General features: G+C 70.3%; 12 protein-coding genes. 7 read left to right on the top strand and 5 right to left on the bottom strand.

The window, feature by feature from the left end; all coding sequences use genetic code 11:
* The first annotated feature begins 1 nt into the window (after nt 1).
* Nucleotides 2–1,483 carry an Asp-tRNA(Asn)/Glu-tRNA(Gln) amidotransferase subunit GatB gene (gatB, locus tag EP757_RS05765; RefSeq protein WP_127543161.1) on the top strand — a complete coding sequence of 494 codons (1,482 nt, stop codon included), beginning with the start codon at nt 2–4 and terminating at the stop codon, nt 1,481–1,483.
* 80 nt (nt 1,484–1,563) lie between these two features.
* Here the strand turns inward: gatB and EP757_RS05760 are convergent, their stop codons facing one another.
* From EP757_RS05760 to EP757_RS05750, 3 genes are all read right to left on the bottom strand, one after another.
* Nucleotides 1,564–3,210 carry a metallophosphoesterase gene (locus EP757_RS05760; protein WP_127543160.1) on the bottom strand — a complete coding sequence of 549 codons (1,647 nt, stop codon included), beginning with the start codon at nt 3,208–3,210 and terminating at the stop codon, nt 1,564–1,566.
* 48 nt (nt 3,211–3,258) lie between these two features.
* Complete coding sequence (locus tag EP757_RS05755) at nt 3,259–4,416, bottom strand: sorbosone dehydrogenase family protein (protein WP_232050388.1); 1,158 nt, start codon at nt 4,414–4,416, stop codon at nt 3,259–3,261.
* A gap of 65 nt (nt 4,417–4,481) precedes the next feature.
* Nucleotides 4,482–4,868 carry a PH domain-containing protein gene (locus EP757_RS05750; RefSeq protein WP_127543159.1) on the bottom strand — a complete coding sequence of 129 codons (387 nt, stop codon included), beginning with the start codon at nt 4,866–4,868 and terminating at the stop codon, nt 4,482–4,484.
* 212 nt (nt 4,869–5,080) lie between these two features.
* Here EP757_RS05750 and EP757_RS05745 point away from each other — a divergent pair, with 212 nt between their 5' ends.
* Nucleotides 5,081–7,702, top strand: coding sequence for a bifunctional diguanylate cyclase/phosphodiesterase (locus EP757_RS05745; RefSeq protein WP_174262342.1), 2,622 nt, complete (start codon nt 5,081–5,083; stop codon nt 7,700–7,702).
* Between the two features lie 24 nt (nt 7,703–7,726).
* On the opposite strand, the gene EP757_RS05740 is transcribed toward EP757_RS05745, so the two are convergent.
* Entirely contained in the window at nt 7,727–8,740 is a 1,014-nt protein-coding gene (locus tag EP757_RS05740) for a LacI family DNA-binding transcriptional regulator (protein WP_127543158.1), read from the bottom strand.
* A 261-nt stretch (nt 8,741–9,001) separates the two neighbouring features.
* Here EP757_RS05740 and EP757_RS05735 point away from each other — a divergent pair, with 261 nt between their 5' ends.
* From EP757_RS05735 to EP757_RS05720, 4 genes are all read left to right on the top strand, one after another.
* Nucleotides 9,002–10,276, top strand: a complete 1,275-nt coding sequence (locus EP757_RS05735; protein ID WP_127543157.1) for an extracellular solute-binding protein — start codon at nt 9,002–9,004, stop codon at nt 10,274–10,276.
* Between the two features lie 75 nt (nt 10,277–10,351).
* Nucleotides 10,352–11,332, top strand: coding sequence for a carbohydrate ABC transporter permease (locus EP757_RS05730; protein ID WP_127543156.1), 981 nt, complete (start codon nt 10,352–10,354; stop codon nt 11,330–11,332).
* Nucleotides 11,333–11,340: 8 nt separating this feature from the next.
* A complete protein-coding gene (locus EP757_RS05725) occupies nt 11,341–12,183 on the top strand; it encodes a carbohydrate ABC transporter permease (RefSeq protein WP_127554096.1) in 843 nt (280 codons plus the stop codon).
* A 13-nt stretch (nt 12,184–12,196) separates the two neighbouring features.
* On the top strand, nt 12,197–12,667 hold the full coding sequence (locus EP757_RS05720) for an NUDIX domain-containing protein (protein ID WP_127543155.1): 471 nt from the start codon (nt 12,197–12,199) through the stop codon (nt 12,665–12,667).
* 4 nt (nt 12,668–12,671) lie between these two features.
* Here the strand turns inward: EP757_RS05720 and ilvD are convergent, their stop codons facing one another.
* A complete protein-coding gene (gene ilvD, locus EP757_RS05715) occupies nt 12,672–14,519 on the bottom strand; it encodes a dihydroxy-acid dehydratase (RefSeq protein ID WP_127543154.1) in 1,848 nt (615 codons plus the stop codon).
* Between the two features lie 101 nt (nt 14,520–14,620).
* Here ilvD and EP757_RS05710 point away from each other — a divergent pair, with 101 nt between their 5' ends.
* Complete coding sequence (locus tag EP757_RS05710; RefSeq protein ID WP_370457775.1) at nt 14,621–16,978, top strand: putative bifunctional diguanylate cyclase/phosphodiesterase; 2,358 nt, start codon at nt 14,621–14,623, stop codon at nt 16,976–16,978.
* Nucleotides 16,979–17,029: the final 51 nt, after the last annotated feature.

Below are 17,029 nucleotides of genomic sequence, written 5' to 3'. Positions count from 1 at the left end.
GATGACATACGAAGAGATCCTCACCAAGTACGAGCCGGTGATCGGCCTCGAGACGCACGTCGAGCTCGGCACGAACACGAAGATGTTCTGCGGCTGCAAGACCGACTTCGGGGCCGAGCCGAACACTCAGACCTGCCCGGTCTGCCTGGCCCTGCCGGGCGCGCTGCCGGTGATGAACCGCGCGGCGATCGCGGCGACCATCCAGATCGGCCTGGCGCTGAACTGCGACATCGCCGAGTGGTGCCGGATGGCCCGGAAGAACTACTTCTACCCGGACATGCCGAAGAACTTCCAGACCTCCCAGTACGACGAGCCGCTCTGCGTCGAGGGTTACGTCGACGTCGTCGTGGACGGCAAGGAGTACCGGATCGGCATCGAGCGGGTGCACATCGAGGAGGACACCGGCAAGACGCTGCACGTCGGCGGCGCGACCGGTCGTATCCACGGCGCCACCGAGTCGCTCGTCGACTACAACCGGGCCGGCATCCCGCTCGTCGAGATCGTGACGAAGCCGGTTCCCGGTCTCGGCGCGCTCGCCCCCGAGGTCGCGAAGGCCTACGTCGCCGAGCTGCGCGACATCATCCGGTCGCTCGGTGTCTCGGACGTCCGCATGGAGCAGGGTTCGATGCGGTGCGACGTGAACACCTCGCTGAACCTCCCGGGCGAGGAGTGGGGCACGCGTACCGAGACGAAGAACGTCAACTCGCTGCGTTCGGTCGAGCGCGCGGTCCGCTCCGAGATCATCCGGCAGGCCGGGATCCTGGACGACGGCGGCAAGATCTTCCAGGAGACGCGGCACTTCCAGGAGACCACCGGCGACACCCGGTCCGGCCGCTCCAAGGAGACCGCGACCGATTACCGTTACTTCCCGGAGCCCGACCTGGTGCCGATCGCGCCGGACAGGGCGTGGGTCGCCGAGCTCAAGGCGGCGCTGCCGGAGAAGCCGAGTGCGAAGCGGGCCCGGCTCCGCGAGGACTGGGGCATCTCCGAGATCGACATGCAGTCGGTGGCGAACGCCGGCGCGGTCGAGCTGATCGAGGAGACCATCGCCGCGGGCGCGTCCCCGGCGGGCGCCCGCAAGTGGTGGATGGGTGAGCTGGCTCGTCGCGCCAACGAGCAGGACATCGAGCTGGCCGCGGTCGGTGCGACGCCGGCCCAGGTCGCCGCGCTGCAGAAGCTGGTCGACGACGGCAAGCTGAACGACAAGCTGGCCCGTCAGGTCCTGGAGGGCGTGGTGGCCGGCGAGGGTGACCCGGCCGCTGTCATGGCGGCCCGGGGTCTCGAGGTGGTGAACGACACCGGCGCGCTCACCAAGGCGGTCGACGAGGCCATCGCCGCGAACCCGGACATCGCCGCGAAGATCCGTGACGGCAAGGTGGCGGCCGCGGGCGCGCTCGTGGGCGCGGTCATGAAGACCACGCGAGGCCAGGCGGATGCCAAGGCCGTCCGCGAGTTGCTCTTGGAGCGTCTCGGCGTCTCCTGATCCCTTCGCTCGCCGGCAGCCGCCCGTTTCCGGAGTCCCGGAAGCGGGCGGCTGTTTTCCGGCCGGCGCGCGCGGCGTTGTCAGCCGGCGGACCCGGACGGCGACGGGGACGGGGTCTCCTCGGGGGCGAGGCCGATCACGTTGCGCTGCATCTCCACGTTCGACTGGCCGGTGCCGCCCAACTGGATGTCGTCGTAGGCCTTCAGCTCGTTCAGCTCGTCGAAGTAGAGCACCGACAGGGCCAGCGGGGTCGGCTCCTCGTTCTCCAGGCCGCGCAGGCCGGCGCCGCCCGTCGACCCCTCGATCATGAGACGCGTGGTCATCAGCGGCTCGGCGGCGGCGGTCGAGGGCGCCGGCGACACCGCGGCCGAGGCGGACGGGTCGGGGGCGGGCGCCGCGGGCGGGGGCAGGATCGAGACCGAGCGCTGGTGCTTGTGGCCGGCCAGGACGAGCGGCACCAGGCCGGAGAGCGGCTGTGCCATGGCCGGGTCGTGGACCAGGGCGATGTCGATCTTGTTCTTCGACTGCCGGACCGTGCTGGCGAGCGCCTCGCCGGCCGCGGTGAGCAGTTCGGGCCCGGCGTCGTCGCCGGTCGCCTCGTTCGTCTCGCTCTTGTCCGGGGTGAACTGCGGGTCCCCGATGCCGGCGATGGTCAGCCCGTCGACGGTGGTGACGGCGTTGTCCAGGACGACCGCGTTGCGCTGCCGGGCCACGGCGGCCTGGATGGCGGTGGAGTCGTGGTTGCCGCGGACGTAGATGTAGGGAACCTGGACCGACGGGATCTGTGAGGCGTACTGCGTCTCGGCCCCGCTTCCCCAGTCGACCATGTCGCCGGTGTCGATCACGGCGTCGATCTCGAAGGTCTCCACGACGGTCCGGATCAGGCCCCACGACGACGGGTTCAGGTGCAGGTCGGAGACGTGCAGCAGCCGGGTCGTGTTGCCGGCCGGCTCATAGACCGGCAGCGTCGCGATCGTGGAGTAGACCCGGCTGACGTTGCTGACGATGGTCTGCAGCTGTTCCGCGTACCGCCCGTAGTTGTCGGCGATCCGGCGCGCGTCACCGACCACGGCCGGGGCGTTGACGAGCAGCCCTTCGTAACGGGGCTCGCTGATCGCGTCGGGCCGCAGTGTCGCCGCCGCCACCCCGAAGCTGCCGCCGGTCACCACCAGCGCGGTGACGCCGGCGGCAGCGGTGCGGCGCACGTCCCGGAAGATCAGCGCGGACAGGATCAGGGCGCTGAGCACCCCGAGCCCGAGCGTCCGCAGACCGAGCCGGGTCACCCCCGCCACGACCTCGTCGACGGCCCGGTCACCGGCCGTGGAGATCGCCGCCGGATTGTCGAAGAGCGCTTCGGTGCGGCTCTGGTCGAGGGAGCCGAGCGCCACCTTGAGGTGCAGCGGGCCACGGTGGCTGTCCAGGTGCAGCGAGCCGAGCGGCGGGATGTCGACCTCGGTGCCGCCGTGCACCGACGGCCGTACGGACATCTCGGCGCTGAACGGCCCCACGTTGATCGAGGCGTGCGCGAACAGCATCACGCCGATCATCGCGCCGATCACACCGATCAGGCCGACCGCGACACCGGTCCCGATCCGCCGGCCCCACTTGCCGCGCAGCACCCGCCATGTGGCGCGCATCGAGCCGACGAGCATCCGGGAGGCGGAGGAGGCGAAGCGCAGGGCGGAGTCCGAGCGTCGGCGCCAGGCCGGCCCCGTGGAAGCAGTCATCGTGCGGTCACCTGCCCATATCCCCGTGAGCCGAAACAGCCATGGGCGTCAACTCCTGCCGGCGCCGCCGTCCGAGAACACCAGGCGGATGAGCCGGTCGTCGTCGGGGGCCGGCTCACCGGCGTCCTCCTGGTTCGACGTGCTGAGCCAGAGCGACCCGTCCGGCGCGGCGACCAGTCCGCGCAGCCGGCCGAACTCCTCGGTGAGCAACTCCTGCGGGGTGCCCAGGACGGTGCCGTTGCCGGTGACCGAGAGCAGGTAGAGCTTCTCGCCGGTCAGGCAGGTGGTCGCCACCAGGCTCTCCACGGCGGCCACGCCGCCGCAGCCGGACTGCGCCGAGGGCCAGGACACCATCGGGTTCGCGAATTTCGCGTCGGTGGAGTCGCCGTCCGCCTTCGGCCAGCCGTAGTTGCCGCCCTTGCGGATCACGTTCAGCTCGCTGGTCTTCGGCTGGGTGTTGTCGGTGGCGTAGAGCTTGCCGCTCGGGTCCCAGGCCAGACCCTGCACGTTGCGGTGGCCGGAGGACCAGACCACCGAGTTCTTCACCGGGTTGCCGGTGGCCGGCTTGCCCGCCGTGGTGATCCGCAGGATCTTGCCGCCGAGGCTCTTCGGGTTCTGCGCCTGGGCGCCGGTGGGGGTGCCGTCGCCGGTGCCGACGTAGAGGAAACCGTCCGGGCCGAAGGCGAGCGCCCCGCCGTTCTGCTCGGCCGAGCGCGGGATGCCGGTGAGGATCGGGGTGAGCTTGCCGCCGGTCAGCTTGCCGACCCGGTTGTCGCGGTCGGTGGAGTAGTAGACGTAGAGCGTCTGATCCTTCTCGAACGCCGGGGAGACGGCGATGCCGAGCAGGCCGCCGTCACCCGACGGGCGTGCCTCGTCGAGCCGGTCCAGCTCGGTGACCTTGAGGCCGTCGGCGTCGGACTCCGGGCCGATCTTGAGCACCCGTGCGGTGTCCCGCTCGGTGACCACCGCCGAGCCGTCCGGCAGGAACGCGATCCCCCACGGGACCTCGAGGTTCTTGGCGAGGACGGTGAGCGCAGCCTCCCGGTCGCCGGAATCCTCGCCGGCGGTGGGCGCGGCCGACGGGCGAGCCAGGTTGGGCGGCGAACCGGCCTGATCCGGGCCTGGCGGTCCGAAGCTGCATCCGGTGGTCAGCACCAGAACGGCACCGACCGTCGCGACCGCGGCACGGCCCCGGCGGGAACGCACGACCAGACCACCCCCTCAGGCTCTCGCCGACCAGGGTAGCCGTGTGACCTGAGAGATCGAGGGGATCACTGATCCGTCGCGGGTGTCCGGGAGACCGGGTGGCCGCCGGCGGCCAGGACCGAGGGCAGATTGTCGCGGGTGACGCCGGTCAGCCGGATCACGTTGCCGTTGTCGAGCAGGGCCGAGACCCGGCCGCGGGCGTCCGGGGCGAGCTCGGCGATCCGGCTCCACGGCACCCGGTTGCCGCCGAAGAGGGCGCGCACCCGGATCTCGTCCGGGTAGACGTCGGTGCCGGCCCGATAGGTCCAGATCAGCACAGCGAGCGGGATCAGCAGAATCGGGGCGAGCGCCCACGAGGCGCCGGCCAGCGGAATCGCGCCGACCACGGCGATCAGCGCCGCGACGAGGACGGCGCCGGATTTGCGGACACGGAGGGCGGGACGACTACGCACGCATCCATCCTCCCACCACGTCCCGGGCCCGGGCGGGCAGCACCGCTCGATTTGACCACCGTCGCTGGATGGCAGACGATTTCGTTGCCGTCCCGTAACCCGATCCGGGGACGGTCGTTGACCGGGTGCCAGTCCTTCTTCCCGTCTGTTCCGCGACCCCGACTCCCCGCCTCTCCCGCAACCCCGCAGGGGAACACCGCAGAGGACCCGCCGTGGCTGTGCCGCATCCCGCGCCGGCCCCGCCCTGGATATCCCGCCGGGCGGTTCTGGTAGCTGTGCCGAGCGTCGCCGCCGTGCTGCTCGCAGCCGGTGCGGCCGGGCTGCTCCCGGGCACGCTCGCCCTGGCTCTGGCGGTGGGTTGCGCCGGTCTCACCGCTTCCGCTTTCCTCTTTCGTACGGCGATAGCCCTGCACCGTGCCGAAGCGGCATTCGTGTCCTGCCGTGGCGCCGGCTTCGTCGGGCTCGGCACGCTCGCCGCGACGGTGACCGCGTTCGTGCCGTGGTGGGACCCGCCCGCCGTGACCGGCTGGCTCACCGCCGGCCTGACGGTCGCCGCCTGCTGCTACGTCGCCGGCATCTCGCTGCTGCCGGGCGCCGCGAGCGGCTGGCACGTGCGGCTGCGGCGCGCCTTCGACGGGCTGGGTCTCGGCGTGAGCCTGGGCTTCGCGGCCTACCTGGTGCCCGGCGTGGCGACCCGCCCGGCCGCGGTGCCGGCCATGCTGATCGCCACCGGCGGCGTCGCGATCGTCACGGTCATCGTGCTGCGCGCCCGCCCTCGGCCACGTCCGGCCGTCTGGTGCGCCGCCGGCGCCGTGCTGGCGCTGCTCGCACTCGGCGCGCTGACCGCCCTGATGGACGCGGGCCTGGGTGGCTCGGGTCTGGGTGGCGCGGTGGCCGCGCTCATCGGCGTGCCGATCGTCGCCGGGATGATCGCGTCGGCGGTCGGCGGTTCGCGCCGGGATCTGCCGGAACCGCCGCTGGAGACGCGCAACCCGGACCAGTACCTCGCGAGCTACCCACTGCTCGCGGTGCCGGCCGCGGTCGGCGTGATCGCCGCGGGCTGGCACCTGGTGACCGTGCGCCGGTTCGACAACCAGGCGATCATTTTCGGTCTGGTCATGGTGAGCGTTCTCGTGGTCCGCGAGCTGCTCGTGGTCCGCGACATCCGCCGGTACGCCGCCCGGCTCCGGGTGGCCGAGGCACACTTCCGCTCCCTGGTGGCCGGCGCCACCGACCTCACCCTGGTCCTCGACGAGCGGCTCACGGTCCGCTGGCAGTCGCCGGCCGCGGCCCGCCTCTTCGGCCTGCGCGACGACGAGGTGATCGGCCGGCAGTTCCGCGACCTGATCCACCCGGAGGACGTCGCCGACGCCCAGGCGGTGATCGAGTCGGTGCTGGCCGGCGAGCACGAGGGCGGCCCGCCGGTGCTGGTCAGCGCCCGGATGCGGGACGGCGCGAAGCTCTGGCGCGACACCGAGTCCACGATCTCCGACCAGCGCACGGTCCCCGAGGTGGCGGCGCTGGTGGTGCACGTCCGGGACGTCGGCGAGCGGGTCCACCTGGAGCGCACCCTGCACCGGCTCTCCTACCTGGACCAGCTGACCGGCCTGGCGAACCGCCGGGCTCTCATGCGCGATCTGCTGGCCCACCGCCGCCGCCCGGGCCGCCGGGGCAACCTCATCGTGATCGACCTGCACGGGCTCGCCGAGATCAACGACTCCCGGGGCCGGGAGGTCGGCGACGCGGTCCTGGTCGAGGTGAGCCGCCGGATCAAGGGGCTGATCGGCGAGGAGGACGTGCCGGCCCGGCTCGGCGGCGACGAGTTCGCGGTCCTGACCACCGAGTCGGCCGTCCCGGCCTATGCGCTGGCCACCCGCATCGTGACCGTCCTCGGCGAGTCCTACCAGCTGCCCGGTGGCGCGGTGGAGCTGTCCGGCAGCGTGGGCCTGGCCGAGCTGGCCGGCGGCGCCGACTCGGACGAGGTGCTCCGGCACGCCGACCTGGCCCGGCAGCGGGCCCGTCAGCTGGGCGTGAACCGCGTCGAGTGGTACGACCCGGACGTGGAGATCCAGCTGCACCGCCGGATGGAGCTGGAGAAGCAGCTGCTCGGCGCGGCCGGCCGGGGCGAACTCGACCTGGTCTTCCAGCCGGTGACCGGGCTGCGCGACGGCCGGCCGGTCGGCGTGGAGGCGCTGCTGCGCTGGCGGCACCCGGAGCTCGGCACGATCCTGCCCGAGGAGATCCTGCCGATCGCGGGCTCGCTCGGCATCACCGCCGAGCTCGACGAGTGGGTGCTCGACGAGGCCTGCCGCAGCCTGAACAACTGGGACGGCGGCGACTCCGACTTCTGGCTGTCGATCAACGTGGGCCCGCGCGAGCTGCTCACCGCCCGTTTCCCGGAGCGGGTCGCGAGCACGCTGAAGCGTTACGGGCTCATCCCGGAACGGCTGGTCGTCGAGGTGGCGGAGACCTGGATCGCCGAGGACGTGCCGGCCATCGTCGCGGCGCTCACCGGCCTGCGCAAGCTGGGCGTGCGGGCGGCGCTCGACGACTTCGGGTCGGGGCAGACGTCACTGTCGCACCTGCGCCGCCTGCCCGTGGACATGCTCAAGCTCAACCAGTCACTGGTGACCGGCGGCCCCGGCTCGGTCCTCGACGTCGTGGTCAGTCTCGGTCGCCGACTGGGTCTCGAGATCGTGGCGAAGGGCCTGGAGACTCAGGAGCGGATCGACCGCGCCGCGGCGGCCGGGTGCCGTTACGGGCAGGGGTTCGCGCTCGCCCACCCGGCGCCCGCGGAACGGATCGAGGCTTACTTGGAGAGCCATCGCGCGTGAGGGTCCGCGTACGACGAAAGATCTTTATCGGGGTGGTGCCGTGCTGCCGCGGGGTGTCAGGTGGACGCGGGCGGCCTCGACGTTGCCGACGCGCTTGCCGTCGATGGCGTTGAGGAGCTCGTGGGCCGCCTGGGCGCCGTAGGCCGAGATGTCGCGGCTCAGGGCGGTGAGCGGCGGGTGGACGAGGCTGCACAACGGAGAGTCGTCCCAGGCCACGATGGACAGATCACCGGGGACCGAGAGGCCCATCTCCTGCGCCACGGCGAGGCCGGCCACCGCCATCACGTCGTTGTCGTAGATGATCGCGCTGGGCCGATCGCCGCCGATCAGCAGCCGGCGGGTGGCGCGGCTGCCCTCCTCGCCGGTGTAGTCGGCGGGCACGGTGATCGTGTTGTCCAGGCCGAGTGACGCGCAGACCTCGTCGAACGCCTTCGTGCGGACCTGGGTGTGCAGCAGATCGGGAACGCCGCTGACCCGGGCGATCCGGTGGTGGCCGAGGGCGACGAGGTAGCGGACCGCCTCGGTGATCGCGCCGGCGTCGTCGGACCAGATCTGGGCGATCGAGCCGGTCTCGCCCGGACCGCCGATCACCACGGCCGGGAGTTGCAGCTCCTGCAGGACCGGGATGCGGACGTCGTTCTCCCGGATGTCGGTGACGATCACGCCGTCGATCCGGCGCTCACCCCACCAGCGGCGATAGACCTCGATCTCCTGCTCCGGGGTGGCGACGACCTGGAGAGTGAGCGCGTACGACTGGGCGCCGAGCTCGGCCTCGAAACCACTGATCAGACCCATGAACCACGGCTCGATGCCGAGGATCCGCGCGGGCCGGCACAGCGTCAGGCCGACCGCTCGGGCACGAGCGCCGGAGAGGGCGCGGGCGGCGCTGTTGGCGTTGAAACCGATCTCCTGGGCGATCGCGATGATCCGTTTCCGGGTCGCTTCGGAGACGCCGGGCTGGCCGTTCAGCGCGTACGACACAGCGCCTTTGGACACGCCCGCTCGCCGCGCGATGTCGGCGATCGTGGGCCGCTTCACTCGATCTCCTCTGTCCCCACTGCTGCCGAGCTTATCCGTAGCTGAACAGCATTCAACGGACTCCCTCCACCCGGATCGGAAGCTTGATCGGTTCAGTGTTACGGCATTCGATGCGTTGTGTAAACGGTGTGTCCGTTTTTCACTGGTTGATGTGGCCTGAGATCACGGCTGTAACGCGCTATTGACATGCCTCGAATCGAGGCTTACCGTTCTGCCCACTTACCCGGTTCAGTGACTTAGCTCTCCTTGGTGGAGGTAGCAATGGGACGTTCGGTACGCCGCGCTGCGGCCGCGGGCCTGGTGGCCGCGCTCGCTCTCACCGGCTGTAGTGGCCAGAGCCTCGAAGGCGGCAACGACGAGGCGAGCGGAGGCCAGACCACCCTGAAGATCAACTTCTGGGGCGACATGGGCCTCGACAAGCTCAAGGCGAAGTACGAGGCGGAGCACACCAACGTCAAGATCGTGCTCAACTCGGGCGAGTACAACGCTCAGCACGAGGATCTGCAGAAGAAGCTGGTCGCCGGCTCCGGCGCCCCGGACATCTCGGCTGTGGACGAGGGCTTCATCGTCCAGTTCCGCAGCCAGGCCGACCAGTTCGTGAACCTGCTCGACAAGGGCGCGTCCAGCTACGAGTCGAAGTACCTGCCGTGGAAGTGGCAGGCCTCGCAGTCGGCCGACGGCAAGCAGATCGGCCTCGGCACCGACGTCGGCGGTCTCGCCATGTGCTACCGGACCGACCTGTTCAAGGCGGCCGGCCTGCCGACCGAGCGCGACGAGGTCTCGAAGCTCTGGCCGACCTGGGACGCGTTCCTCGAGACCGGCAAGAAGTACACCGCGGCGACGAAGAAGAAGTTCGTCGACTCCGGCACCAACCTGTTCAACCCGGTCCTCGCGCAGCAGCCGGTCGGCTTCTACGACCCGCAGGAGACTCTCCAGATGGAGGGCGGCCCGAAGGTCGCGTTCGACGTCAGCATGAAGGCGATCGAGGCGGGCATCTCGGCGAACCTCGCCAGCTTCCAGCCCAACTGGGACCAGGGCTTCAAGAAGGACCAGTTCGCTGCCCTCGCCTGCCCGGCGTGGATGCTCGGCCACATCCAGGACACCGCGCCCGACCAGAAGGGCAAGTGGGACATCGCTTCCATCCCGGGCGGCGGCGGTAACTGGGGCGGCTCCTGGTGGACCATCCCGAAGCAGGGCAAGAACGTCGACGAGGCGTACAAGTTCGTCGAGTGGCTGGTCCAGCCGGAGCAGCAGATCGAGGTCTTCAAGACGGTCGGCAACCTGCCGTCGCAGCCGGAGCTCTACAAGGACCCGGCCGTCCTCGACTTCAAGAAGGAGTTCTTCACCAACGCCCCGACCGGCCAGATCTTCGCGGCCACCGCGGAGAACCTGAAGCCGCAGTACCTGGGCAAGAAGAACGGCCCGACCCGCGTCGCGGTGGAGAACGTGATCACCCGGGTGCAGGAGGGCGGGCTCAAGCCGGAAGCGGCCTGGGCGGAAGCGGTCAAGGAAGCCGAGAAGGCCTCCAAGGCCTAGTACCCGTCGCTGACCGGCGGGGCTCCTCTACCCGGTGAGGAGCCCCGCCTCCGGCCTTTTCGCAAGGAGTTACCCGTGTCGCTCACCGAGGTCCGACCCGCTCCGCCGGGCGAGCCGAAACACGCGCCGCCGCCGCGCGGCCGGTACTGGTGGTACCGCTTCGACACCAAAGCCGTCCCGTACCTGCTGATCGCGCCGTTCTTCCTGCTGTTCGCGGTCTTCGGGCTCTTCCCGATCATCTTCAACGCCGTGGTGTCGCTGCGTACCTGGCGGATCGACGAACCGGACAACCGCGGCTGGGCCGGCTGGGAGAACTTCTCCCGGCTGCTGACCGACGAGGACTTCTGGAACGCGCTCGGCAACACCTTCGGGATCTTCGTTCTCTCCACGATTCCGCAGCTGCTCATCGCCCTGATGGTCGCGAACCTGCTGAACCGCAAGCTGCGGGCCACCACCTGGTGGCGGGTCGGCATCCTGCTCCCGTACGTCACCCCGGTCGCCGCGTCGACACTGGTCTTCGCGATGTTCTTCGCCCGCGACTACGGCCTGGCGAACTGGTTCCTCGCGCTCGTCGGGTTCGGCGAGGAGGAGCCGATCGACTGGCGTGCCGCCAAGTGGAGCAGCTGGATCGCGATCGCCACGATGGTCAACTGGAAGTGGATCGGCTACAACGCGCTGCTCTACCTCTCGGCGATGCAGTCGATCCCGAAGGACGTCTACGAGGCGGCGGCGGTCGACGGCGCCGGGCCGTGGACGCAGCTGTGGCGGATCACCGTGCCGATGATCCAGCCGGTCATCCTCTTCACCGTCGTGCTCTCCACGATCGGCGGGCTCCAGCTCTTCAACGAGCCGATGCTCTTCGACCAGAACCCGGCCTCGGCCAGCGGCGGTTCCGACGGGCAGTTCCAGACCATCGCGCAGCTGATCTACAAAGTCGGCTGGAAGGACCTCAACCTCGGGTACGCCGCGGCGATGTCCTGGGCCCTCTTCCTGATCATCCTCATCGTGGCCGGCGTGAACGCGCTCGCCACCCGGCGCCTCGGCGGTGACAAGTGACCACCACCATGGTGAACCGGGCGCCGCAGGAGACCCGGGGCAACTGGAAGACGTACGCCGCCCTCGCCGCTTTCATGGTGATCTCGGCATTCCCGGTGTACTGGATGTTCGTCATCGCGACGAGCACCGACGAGAAGGTGATGGGTTTCCCGCCCACGGTGATCCCCGGCGACCAGCTGCTGGTGAACCTCGGCGAGGTCTTCGGGATGCAGGACGTCTACTTCACGGCGTCCCTGATCAACAGTGTGATCGTCGCCGGCGTCGTCACCGCGAGCACGCTGTTCTTCTGTTCACTCGCCGGATTCGCGTTCGCGAAACTGCGGTTCAGGTACCGCAACGCGCTGATGGTCGTGGTGATCCTGACCCTCACCGTGCCCAACCAGCTCGGCGTGGTCGCGCTCTACATCCTGATGGCCCGGCTCGACTGGAACGGCAGCCTGCTCGCGGTCATCGCGCCCGGCCTGGTGACCGCGTTCGGCGTCTTCTACATGCGGCAGTTCATCGGGCACGCCATCCCGGACGAGCTGATCGAGGCGGCCCGCATCGACGGCGCGCTGACCCTGCGGATCTACTGGACCGTGGTGCTGCCGGCCATCCGCCCGGCCCTCGCCGTGCTCGGCCTGCTCACGTTCGTGGCGACCTGGAACGACTTCCAGTGGCCGCTCATCACCCTGGGCGGCACCGACTTCCCGACCTCGATGGTGGCGCTGTCCGACCTGGCCAGCGGCAACTACGTGATCTACCGGCGGGTGCTGGCCGGCGCCTTCGTCGCGACCGTGCCGCTGGTGATCCTGCTGCTGATCGGTGGTCGCCAGATCGTGCGAGGAATCATGGAGGGCGCTCTGAAGTAGTTAGGGTGCTCTCGTGGCTACTCCGGATTTCATCCTGGAACTGCGGAAGCACCTCGGACACGCTCCGCTCCCTCTCCCCAGCGTCACCGCCGTCGTGTTCGACGATCGGGGGAGGGTGCTCCTCAACCAGCGAAGCGACGATCGGCGCTGGTCACTGCTCTCCGGGGTCCTCGATCCCGGGGAGCAGCCGGCTGCCGGCGCGATCCGCGAGGTCTGGGAGGAGACGGCCGTCGAGGTCGCCGTGGAGCGGATCGTCGGTGTCGAGGCGCTGCCGCTGCGGACGCTGCAGAACGGTGACCAGGTCTACTGGTTCGAGGTGGTGCTCGCCTGCCGGGCGATCGGCGGCCAGGCTCGGGTCAACGACGACGAGTCGCTGGACGTCCGGTGGTTCGAGCCGGCCACGCTGCCCGAACTGAACGAGCGGCAGACGCGTTACCTGAAACAAGCAGGTGACGCGTCCGCCGCTCCGTTCTTCGTGAGCTGAGTGCTTACTCCGGGACCTTGCGGTAGGCGCCGTCCGACGCGCTGGTCGCCATCGAGGCGTAGGCCCGGAGCGCCGCCGAGACCGGCCGCTCGCGGGCGATCGGTGTGAACGGCTTCGGCCGGCGCTCCTCCTCGTGCCGGCGCTGGGCCAGCACGTCGTCGTGCACGTTCAGCGTGATGCTGCGGCCCGGGATGTCGATGGTGATCTCGTCACCCGTCTCGACCAGGGCGATCAGGCCGCCGCCGGCCGCCTCCGGGGAGACGTGCCCGATCGACAGGCCGGACGTGCCGCCGGAGAAGCGGCCGTCGGTGATCAGCGCGCACGCCTTGCCGAGGCCACGGCCCTTCAGGAAGCTCGTCGGGTAGAGCATCTCCTGCATGCCGGGGCCGCCCTTGGGCCCCTCGTACCGGATGACCACGACGTCGCCCTCGACGACCTCCTTGCCGAGGATGCCGTTGACCGCGTCGTCCTGGGACTCGTAGACCCGGGCCGGGCCGGTGAACTTCCAGATCGACTCGTCGACGCCGGCGGTCTTCACGACGCAGCCGTCCGGAGCGAGGTTGCCGAAGAGGATCGCCAGGCCGCCGTCGACGGTGTAGGCGTGCTCGACCGAGCGGATGCAGCCGCCCTCGGCGTCGGTGTCCAGTTTCGCCCAGCGGTTCGTGGTGCTGAACGCCTGAGTGGTGCGCACGCCACCGGGCGCGGCGTGGAACAGCTCGAGTGCCTCAGCGCTGGGCGACTCGGCGCGGATGTCCCACTTGTCCAGCCAGCTGGTGAGGGACGGCGAGTGCACTGAGCGGACGTTCGTCTTGAGCGCTCCACCGCGATGCAGCTCGCCGAGCAGGGCGGGGATGCCGCCGGCCCGGTGCACGTCCTCCATGTGGTACTTCGGGCTGTTCGGCGCGACCTTCGCCAGGCAGGGCACCCGGCGGGAGATGGCGTCGATGTCCGACACGCTGAAGTCGATCTCGGCCTCGCGGGCCGCGGCGAGCAGGTGCAGCACCGTGTTGGTGGAGCCGCCCATCGCCACGTCGAGGGCCACCGCGTTCTCGAAGGCGTCCCGGTTGGCGATCGAGCGCGGCAGGACCGACTCGTCGTCCTTCTCGTAGTACTCCTTGGCGATCTCCACGATCAGCCGGCCGGCCTCCTCGAAGAGGGCCTTGCGGGACGCGTGGGTCGCGAGCGTCGAGCCGTTGCCCGGCAGCGAGAGGCCGATCGCCTCGGTCAGGCAGTTCATCGAGTTGGCGGTGAACATGCCGGAGCACGAGCCGCAGGTCGGGCACGCCGACCGCTCGATGGTGTCGAGCTGCTGGTCGGTGACGTTGTCGTTGGCCGCCGCGCTCATCGCGTCGACCAGGTCGAGCTTCTCGTGGACGATGCCCTCGATGGCGACCGTCTTGCCGGCCTCCATCGGGCCGCCGGAGACGAAGACCGTCGGGATGTTGAGCCGCAGCGCGGCGATCAGCATGCCGGGAGTGATCTTGTCGCAGTTCGAGATGCAGACCAGGGCGTCGGCGCAGTGCGCGTTCACCATGTATTCCACGGCGTCGGCGATCAGCTCGCGACTGGGCAGGGAGTAGAGCATGCCGCCGTGACCCATCGCGATGCCGTCGTCGACCGCGATGGTGTTGAACTCGCGCCCGACGCCGCCGGCCGCGGCGATCGACTCGGCGACGAGGCCGCCGAGGTCCTTGAGGTGAACATGCCCCGGTACGAACTGGGTGTAGCTGTTGGCGATCGCGACGATCGGCTTGCCGAAATCGTCGTCGGTCATACCGGTGGCACGCCACAGGGCGCGCGCGCCGGCCATGGTGCGACCATGGGTCGAAGTCCGGGAGCGCAGGTCAGGCATATCCACATACTGCCACCGCTTCCGCAGGTGAACGCCAAGGACGTCCACAGCTCGGGACGCCGGGTCTGTTCACATCGACGATGATCGGGCAGAGTGTGTCCGTGCACTCACCGTCCGGTATGGAGCTGGCGGGGCTGGCCGGCCTGCTCGCCGCGGTGCCTGCGGTCGCCTATCTCGGACAATCCGGACGCCGGCACACCGGCGCGGCGCGACGTGCCCACCTTCTGCTCGCCGCCGGCGGCGCCCTCACCACGGCGGCCGCCCTGGCCGGTCTGGCCAGCGCGGCGCTGAGTGGCCAGCATCACCAGTCCGCGCACACCCGGACGCTGGCGACGATGGTCGCGATCGGGATGGGCATCGGCACGCTCACCCTGCTGGCCGGGACCGTCGCCCTGCCGGGGGCCACCCGGGGACCCGCGGCGGCGTTGCGGCACGTGCTCGACGGGCTGATCATCTCGGCCGCCATCTGGTTCGTCGGGTGGGTGTTCGTCTCCGAGCCGACCCGGATCCTGGGTGACGCGACGCCGTACAAATGCGCTGCGATCCTTCTGCCCGCCGTGCTGGTCTCGCTCGCGCTCGGCCTCACCGCGGTCCTCGCCCTGCACGCGCACCGGCCGCGCCGCAACACGGTCCGGGTCGCCGCCGGTGTCGCCGTGGTCGCGATCGCGGCCGCCCTGCTCTCCACCGGCATCTGCCGGCAGGACAACGAGTTCGCGCTGACGAGCGTGCTGCTGCTGACCGCCGGGCTGATCATCGTGGCGTTCGCGGTCCGCGCCGCCGACCGCCCGGTCGAGGTGACCAGCGACGTGCTCGAACGCGGCGGGGGATACGTCGTCGTCCCGATGTTCGCCATCCTCTGCGCGCTCGGCCACCACCTCGGGGTGGGCGGCGTGATGGACGTCTACGGCTACTTCGGCCTGGCGATCGAAGGCCTCGCCCTGGTCGCCCGGCAGTACCTGGCGCTCGACGACGTGCGGCGCTACACGGTCCAGCTCCGGCAGCGGGAGGCGCACTTCCGCGAGCTGGCGCACACCGACCCGCTCACCGGCCTGGCCAACCGCCGCGGCCTCCAGCAGGCGCTGCTCGGCCCGGGCCAGGAGAACGCCGTCCTCATCGGCATCGACATGGACGGCTTCAAGACCGTCAACGACATGCGCGGGCACGACGTCGGCGACAGCGTGCTCACCGAGGTCGCCGACCGGCTGCGGCGCAATCTGCTCGACGGCGACGTGGCGGCCCGGCTCGGCGGCGACGAGTTCGCGGTCCTCATGCACGGCGACATCGACGAGGCGATGCTGGCCGCGCACCGGCTGCTCGCGGTGCTCGGCGAGCCGTACGAGGTCGACGGCGGCTCGATCTTCCTCTCCGCGAGTCTCGGCGTGGCGGGCACCGGCGAGCTGCTGCACGACGCCGACCTGGCCCTGCGCTACGCGAAGCAGCGCGGCAAGAACCGGGTCGAGCGCTACCAGGCGCGGTACGACGAACTCCTCCGCCGCCGCGGCACCCTGCAGGGCGAGCTGCGCCACGCCATCGACCGCAATCAGCTGCGCCTGGTCTTCCAACCGGTGGTGGCCCTGCCGTCGATGCGGCCGGTCGGCGCCGAGGCGCTGCTGCGCTGGACCCACCCGGAGCTCGGCGCGGTCCGCCCGGACGAGTTCATCCCGGTCGCCGAGGAGTCCGGCCTGATCAACCGGATCGGCGCCTGGGTGCTCGAGCAGGCCTGCCGGCAGCTCGCCGAGTGGCTGGCGAAGGGGCACGACGTCTGGGTCTCGGTGAACCTGTCGCCGAAGGAGCTGCACAACGCCGACTACGCGGCCCAGGTCGCCGACGTGCTGGCCGAGAACGACGTGCCACCGCAGCGGCTGGTGCTGGAGGTGACCGAGCACGCTGTCGCCACCGACATGGAGGAGCTGGTCGCGCGCCTGGCAGAGCTGCGGGAGACCGGCGTACGGATCGCGCTCGACGACTTCGGCGCCGGCTATTCGTCGCTCACCCAGTTGCGCACCCTCCCGGTCGACATCCTGAAGATCGACCACGCTCTCGTGGCCGAGCCCGAGTCGCGGACCGGGACGGCGGCGCCGCTGGTCGACGTGGTGGTCCGGCTCGGGCACCGGCTGGGCCTGGAGGTCCTGGCCGAGGGGATCGGCACGACGGCGCAGCGCGAGGTGGTCGAGGAGGCCGGCTGCCGGCTCGGCCAGGGCTCGCTCTTCGGCTGGGGAGTGCCGGCCGAGCACTTCGAGACCCGGCTGCGGACGCTCCAGCCGGTCGGTCCCCGTCCCATTCCGGCGCCGCGCGTCATCCCGCCGAGCGATGCGCCGGCCCGCAGTCAGGTGGTACGCCTCGGACCCGGAATGCGGCAGGTCAGAGCGTTGCTGCCGAGTGATCCGGACTTCGGCGCATCTCGCGGTGATCAAAATGTGGGATCAGTTGACTCAGCGCGTGAGATGGGGCAAGGTTAGCCGCATGTGCTTCGCGTCTCGAGTACTTATCTGAGCGCGCTCTCCACCGAT

It is taken from the genome of Actinoplanes sp. OR16 (assembly GCF_004001265.1).
GTDB lineage: Bacteria > Actinomycetota > Actinomycetes > Mycobacteriales > Micromonosporaceae > Actinoplanes.
Note: the sequence above shows the minus strand (reverse complement) of the source record. Positions and strands in the feature narration are given on the sequence as shown.

Coding starts and splice junctions, on each gene's coding strand:
- ilvD (WP_127543154.1), bottom strand. CDS start 14,519: ATGCCTGACCTGCGCTCCCGGACTTCGACCCATGGTCGCACCATGGCC.
- gatB (WP_127543161.1), top strand. CDS start 2: ATGACATACGAAGAGATCCTCACCAAGTACGAGCCGGTGATCGGCCTC.
- EP757_RS05735 (WP_127543157.1), top strand. CDS start 9,002: ATGGGACGTTCGGTACGCCGCGCTGCGGCCGCGGGCCTGGTGGCCGCG.
- EP757_RS05725 (WP_127554096.1), top strand. CDS start 11,341: ATGGTGAACCGGGCGCCGCAGGAGACCCGGGGCAACTGGAAGACGTAC.
- EP757_RS05760 (WP_127543160.1), bottom strand. CDS start 3,210: ATGACTGCTTCCACGGGGCCGGCCTGGCGCCGACGCTCGGACTCCGCC.